This is a genomic window from Pseudomonas sp. HMSC063H08 (genome assembly GCF_001813645.1).
Classification (GTDB): domain Bacteria; phylum Pseudomonadota; class Gammaproteobacteria; order Pseudomonadales; family Pseudomonadaceae; genus Pseudomonas; species Pseudomonas aeruginosa.
Genome location: NZ_KV813433.1, coordinates 1 through 1,228 on the forward strand (window position 1 = coordinate 1; position 1,228 = coordinate 1,228).

Sequence of the window (1,228 nt, forward strand, 5' to 3'; positions counted from 1 at the left end):
AGAACACCGTCTGGATCTTGATCCCCGCCACCAGCGCGTTGTCGACCTCGTCGACCCCGCCCGGCTGCTTGATGTATTGCAGGTTCGGCCGCACCGTCAGCCAGTCGGTCACATGCACCCCGTAGTACAGCTCGGCGTTGTACTCGGTGTCCTGCAGCGGCTGGTACAGCGGGTTGTCGTAGTCGTCGATGCCGTTCACCTGGTTCACCAGGCGCTGGCGCTTCTTCACATCGTCGTTGACATGGATGCGTGCGATGCCCAGGCCGATGTCGTCCTTCGGCCGCGCATCGAACGGACCCTTGTAGACCACTCCAAGCTGCTGGTAGTTGTCCACCACGTTGGTCGCCTTGTCGTGGACCGTCAGGTTGGCGAACAGGCTCAACCCGCGCGAAGCATCGCCGTTGTGCGAAGTGACCTGCTGCTGCGCCACCACCCACCAGCCATGCTTGCTGCCGCGCGACTTGAAGTCGTTGCCGGTCAGCCCCTGCGGCTGGCCGTCGACGTCGTCGTAGACGTCATCGGCCTTCGCCGTGCTGTAGTAGTAACCCAGCCGGTACTCGCCCGGCAGTTGCTCGGCGCCGACCTTCGGCTGCCAGATCAGCTCCACCGGCAGCAGCGCGCCCTTGGTCCCGCTGCCGCTCATCTTGAAGCCGTTGCCGGTCTCCAGGTTCGACGGGTTCTGCTCGTAGGCGCCGACCTGCACGTACCAGTCCGGCGCGAAGTTGTACTTCACCCGCAACGCCCACTGGCTGACCGGCCAGTTGTACCAGATGCTCCCCGCCCAGTTGCCCACCTGCGAGCCGCAGAAGGCCAGGTTCTGGAAATCGCAGGGGAAGCTGTTGAAGTCCTCGCCCTCGCCGAAACGGCCGAATTTCACGTCCAGCGCGCCGTCGAAGTACTGCTGCTTGAGCCACAGCTGGGTCAGCCGCCAGGTCTGCCCGCGGCCCCATACCTCCTGCACCGAGCTGATGTGCCCGGCACGCGGGTCGCCGATGCGGTCGTTGGAAAGGTTCTTGCCGTTGCGCTCGGTGACGGTGAACTGGAACTCGGTGGCCTTCCAGCCGAGGATCTTCTCCAGGTCCATGTGCACGCCCAGAGCGAACTGGTCGGTGTAGCGTCCGGTCTTGTCGTCGTCATAGCCGCCGTCGAGGTTGGCCGCCGCCTCGCCGACGTACTCCAGCTTGAAGTCGTAGCCCTTCTCCAGCAGCTCGGTGCGCTTGCCGCCCCA

At 64.7% G+C, this 1,228-nt stretch carries 1 protein-coding gene; it reads right to left on the minus strand.

What is annotated here, in order from left to right; all coding sequences use genetic code 11:
* Nucleotides 1–1,228: carbohydrate porin OprB (oprB, locus tag HMPREF2924_RS14250; RefSeq protein WP_031642400.1), on the minus strand; the 1,228-nt coding region annotated here is incomplete at both ends.